The organism is Wolbachia endosymbiont of Madathamugadia hiepei (assembly GCF_013366855.1).
GTDB lineage: Bacteria > Pseudomonadota > Alphaproteobacteria > Rickettsiales > Anaplasmataceae > Wolbachia.
Genome location: NZ_WQMP01000080.1, coordinates 1 through 4,487, shown reverse-complemented (window position 1 = coordinate 4,487; position 4,487 = coordinate 1). Strand labels below are relative to the sequence as shown.

Annotated in this window: 4 protein-coding genes; all 4 read right to left on the bottom strand. The window is 35.4% G+C overall.

What is annotated here, in order from left to right:
- Nucleotides 1-134: 134 nt before the first annotated feature.
- A complete protein-coding gene (locus tag GO685_RS03545; protein WP_343033211.1) occupies nucleotides 135-1,373 on the bottom strand; it encodes a DEAD/DEAH box helicase in 1,239 nt (412 codons plus the stop codon).
- 25 nt (nucleotides 1,374-1,398) lie between these two features.
- Complete coding sequence (locus GO685_RS03540) at nucleotides 1,399-1,653, bottom strand: cold-shock protein (RefSeq protein WP_175937598.1); 255 nt, start codon at nucleotides 1,651-1,653, stop codon at nucleotides 1,399-1,401.
- 174 nt (nucleotides 1,654-1,827) lie between these two features.
- Entirely contained in the window at nucleotides 1,828-3,162 is a 1,335-nt protein-coding gene (locus GO685_RS03535; protein WP_175937597.1) for a TldD/PmbA family protein, read from the bottom strand.
- 18 nt (nucleotides 3,163-3,180) lie between these two features.
- Entirely contained in the window at nucleotides 3,181-4,053 is an 873-nt protein-coding gene (atpG, locus tag GO685_RS03530; RefSeq protein WP_175937596.1) for an ATP synthase F1 subunit gamma, read from the bottom strand.
- Between the last annotated feature and the right edge of the window lie 434 nt (nucleotides 4,054-4,487).

Sequence of the window (4,487 nt, the reverse complement as noted above, 5' to 3'; positions counted from 1 at the left end):
GTAGTTTCTCTATTTTTAGCTAAGTTAAACTACCAGTTTTTGCTACATCTTTCCTTATTTTCTCATGATAAACTTTTTTCACAGAGACTAGCCACTTTTCAAATCACTTTTTCTTACTTTTTATATTTGAATTTCTAAAAAATAGAAGAATGTACATTTTGTAACACTCTGCTTCTCTCTTTAAAAGTATTGATCCTTTTCTTACCATATTTAGCTTTCAGTGCACTTGGTCTTTTAAAGGTTTTTTTACTACTACGTTTTTTGAATTGTACGTTGGAATCAAAATTTAACTCTCCTTTTTTGTCTACAAGTGCAGGTAGCCTTCTCTTATCTTGAGGTGTAATGAAAGATAATGCGTATCCTTCAGCTCCAGCGCGTGCAGTCCTACCTATGCGATGAATGTAGTCAGCTTGAGATTGTGGTACATCATAATTGATAACGTGTTGTATGTGGGGAATATCAAGACCACGAGAGGCAACATCCGTTGCAACCATGATTTGATTGCGACCGCGACGAAAGGAATTGATGACTCTTTCGCGTTTGTGCTGTCTTAAGTCACCATGAATTGCTAAAGTGCTATAGTTATCTTCGCGCAATTTGTTAGCCAGCTGATCTGCTCCTTGCTTTGTTTTGACAAAAATAATGATTGATCCTTCACGCTGACATAGTTGTGTAACAAGTTTGCCATACTTTTCTGATTCTGATGCATAAATAATTTCTTGCTTGATTTTCGTAGAAGTTGTAGCTTCATGCTCAACAGAAACACGTTCTGGCTGGCTGAGGTATTTCTCAGCAAGCTTAACTATATCACCAGGAAGAGTTGCAGAGAACATTAGAGTTTGCCGTGTTTTTGGCAGATATTTCATAATCTCTTCAATTTGAATTCCAAAACCCATATCGAACATACGGTCTGTTTCATCAAGCACAAGAGTGTTGATATTGTGAGTAATCAAAGTTTTATGTGCAATATGGTCTATAATACGACCAGGAGTACCTATTACAATTTGCGGCTTTTTCCGAAGCTGATTTAGCTGCTTGAAGATAGGCTCACCACCAATTAGTAAGGCCATCTTTAACACGGAATTTTGAAATAAGAGTTTTCTTACCTCATTCGTTACCTGCTGTGCTAACTCTCGGGTTGGTACTATAACTAAGGCTGAACTAGCATTAGACTCATCTAATAACTTAGCAACCAACGGAATAGCAAACGCCAAAGTTTTTCCAGTTCCTGTTTGAGCAGATCCGAGAATATCTTTACCTTGTAGAGCCAAAGGAATTGCCTGTGTTTGAATCGGAGTTGGAACAGAAAGATTATGTTTATCTAGAGCTCGGCTGAGCAAAACTGGAAGATTCATCTCCTGAAAGCTACTCACAAAAACTTTTACCATCAAAATACGATTAGTCTTCTAGCAACTTTAAATTTATTGCAGATTTTTTCTCTTCTCCATTTCTACCTCGCTCCTTTTTGAGCTCATAGCTTACTCTTTCTCCTTTTATTCCCTTCTCCTTATTTTCTCCTCTAAGTGAATCAGGTCTTATTCCTGAATGCTCTAACGTACTGATATGTACGAAAACATCACTTCCTTTAGCCTCTGGCTTAATAAAACCATAACCTTTTTCGGCATTAAACCACTTTATATTACCAAATTCCATTTGAACAACTCCTAAAACTATTAACTAACATTACTAATGTGATGAAAAACTTTAAAATTATAATTGGGAATGCCCGAAGCTTAGCCATTGAAACTAAACTTCCATGCTCCATAGTCTACCCTAACATTACACAGTCATGGTACACAATTATTGTACCTGATGCAACTAAATTTTCTAATTGTTAAGCGAGCCCGCAACTGTCATTTCACTAACTTTAATCGTTGGTGAATTAAATTGCCCACAAAAAGCTAAATCGTTTGCAACAACTAAGTTGCTAAACATTTCTTTTAAATTGCTAGCAACAGTAATCTCGTGTATTGGATACGTTATTTTTCCATTTTCTATAAAAAATCCTGATGCGCCTTGACTGTAATCACCATTGATTAGATTAACACCAAAACCAAATAAATCAGTTATGTATATTCCCTCTTTCACTTCCTCAATTAATTCCTCAAATGATATATTGCTATTTTCAATATAAAGGTTACTAGCTGCAGGAGCAATTGCGGCATTACCTGCACGAGTTGCATTTCCTGTTGTTTCCAAGTTTAATTTTTTAGCCGAATATAGATCTAAAATCCAATTTTGTAGTACTCCATTCTTTACAAGCGTATTTTTCCTGCTGGTTATTCCTTCTCCATCAAATGGTCTTGATTCTATACCCCTTGGCAATAATGGGTCATCAATAATGTTGATTCTATCGTTGAAAATCTGAGTATTTAAACTATTTCTCAAGAAAGAGCTGTTACTTACAATGTTACTGCCATTTATAGCGGAAGTGAAACTTTTCACTAACTCTTTTGCTGCTCTTTTTTCAAAAATAACCGGAAATTTACCAGTTTTGATTGTGCGTGAATTCAGTTGATCAATAGCTCTTTTTGCTGCCTCTTTTCCTATTAACTCTGGTGACTTTAAATCTCCGAAATTGCACGCTACATCGTAGTCATAGCCAACCTTCATTCCACTTTCTTCTCCAGCAACAACGGAAACTTGATTAACAAAGGTCGATTTGCTAAATGAGCCAATAAAACCAGAAACGGTAGATAATGCTGTGTTTACTAAGGTATGTGAAGAAGAGGCTCCCTCGGAATTGATGATATTTTTATGCGCAAGAGCTGAATTTTCTGCGGCTTCAGCAATCCCTTTTAAATTATCAATAGTTACAACATTATTGTCTAAGATACCTAAGTCTGCAGAAGAGATATAATTATCTCCACCTATGGCAAAATTAATGTAGGAATCTTCTGGTGCGTTCTTTGCCATTTCTACTACTTGATTGACCGTATCACCAAGGTTGTTTAAATCGTTTGTAGAAATATACGCAGCTTTGGTCTTGCCTGCTATAGCTCTAATTCCTATCGTGCAATTCTTAGATTGTGATATTTGTTCAATTTTTGATAGCCGTTGAGAAACCGAGATTTTGTTGGTTTCGTATATTGTAACTTCTGCATCTTGGCTCTGCTTTTTTATTAGTTTGATGATATCTGCTGTAATATTTAGTATATTCATTTCTTACCCCTTAGGTTTCTATAAAGATTCTGCACCACCTATGACTTCGATCAAGTCAGTTGTAATTGCTGCTTGACGAGAACGATTATAAAGCAGTGCTAGCTTATTCAGCATCTCTTTAGTGTTTCTATTTGCTGATTCCATTGCAACCATTCTAGCACTATTCTCGCTTGCTGCACTTTCAAGTAAAGCAGAGTAAAGGGCAGTTGCAACGTAACTTTGAATCAAAGATCGTAAAATAAATTCAGTATTTTGTGGCTCATATTCATAGCTGTAATCCGCTGTTGGATCAGCCAAAGAGTTATTAATCAAGGATGAATCTTTACTCCATGGTTTTATTGTTTCCAACGTTGGTTTTTGTGTGAAAGCATTATAAAACTTGTTATAGAAAACCTCAATTTTATTGTACTTATTGAGACCCATACTATCAATCAAGGATTCTATGTGCCTTAGCGTAATTCCCTTGCTATTTTCAATTTTTAAAATACTTTCAGAGTCAAACCTATTTTTACCTATATCAAAAGCTTTTTTACCCCAAAATACAATGTCTACCCTTCTGCCATTTGCGATTAATTTATTTACATGCTCTTGACTAAATTTGACAATGGAAGAATTAAAGTTGCCGCATAAGCCGCGATCAGATGCAATAACAAATACTAGGTGAGGATCGTCATCACTAGTGTTTAAAACCTTTGCCAGTAATTCTTGATCAACCGCTAACACTAATGAAGAAACAATGCTATGCAGCTTAGATATATACAATTTTGAATTTGATAGCTTTTTTTGGCTCTGCAATAACTTCGCTGCAGAAACCATTTGCATTATTTTTGTAGTTTTCTGTACAGATCCAATATTCTTAATTCTTAAGGATAATTCTTTTAAGCTCTTCATTCTATATACAACCCTGATTTATTAAAATATACAATTGTTCGTATCAAAAAACAAGTTCTTTTGATACGAAGAAGATATAATACCAACCTTTGTTATTGGGAGAGGCAAATAAAATATACCACAAATTCACTCAAACCCGCCAATTGTGGGCAAAAAGAGCGCTTACAGAGTTCTTCCCTCCCCATCTAATGCCTAACATTAGATGCTTTTGACAAGATACAAGACAAAAGTGGAAAAAAGCTATCCAACAAAAACAAAAAAAACTACTTGACAACCTTCGCCAATCCTTTTATCATAGTAGTGAAGCTATAATATTTAAGAAATTTACCAGACAGGGAAAAAAGACAATAAAACCCCGAGGTAGCTAGTTATTCCACTCTCTATTTTAAAATCCGGCGTTGGGTGATGTCTTAAACGACTTATAAGCGCGTTTC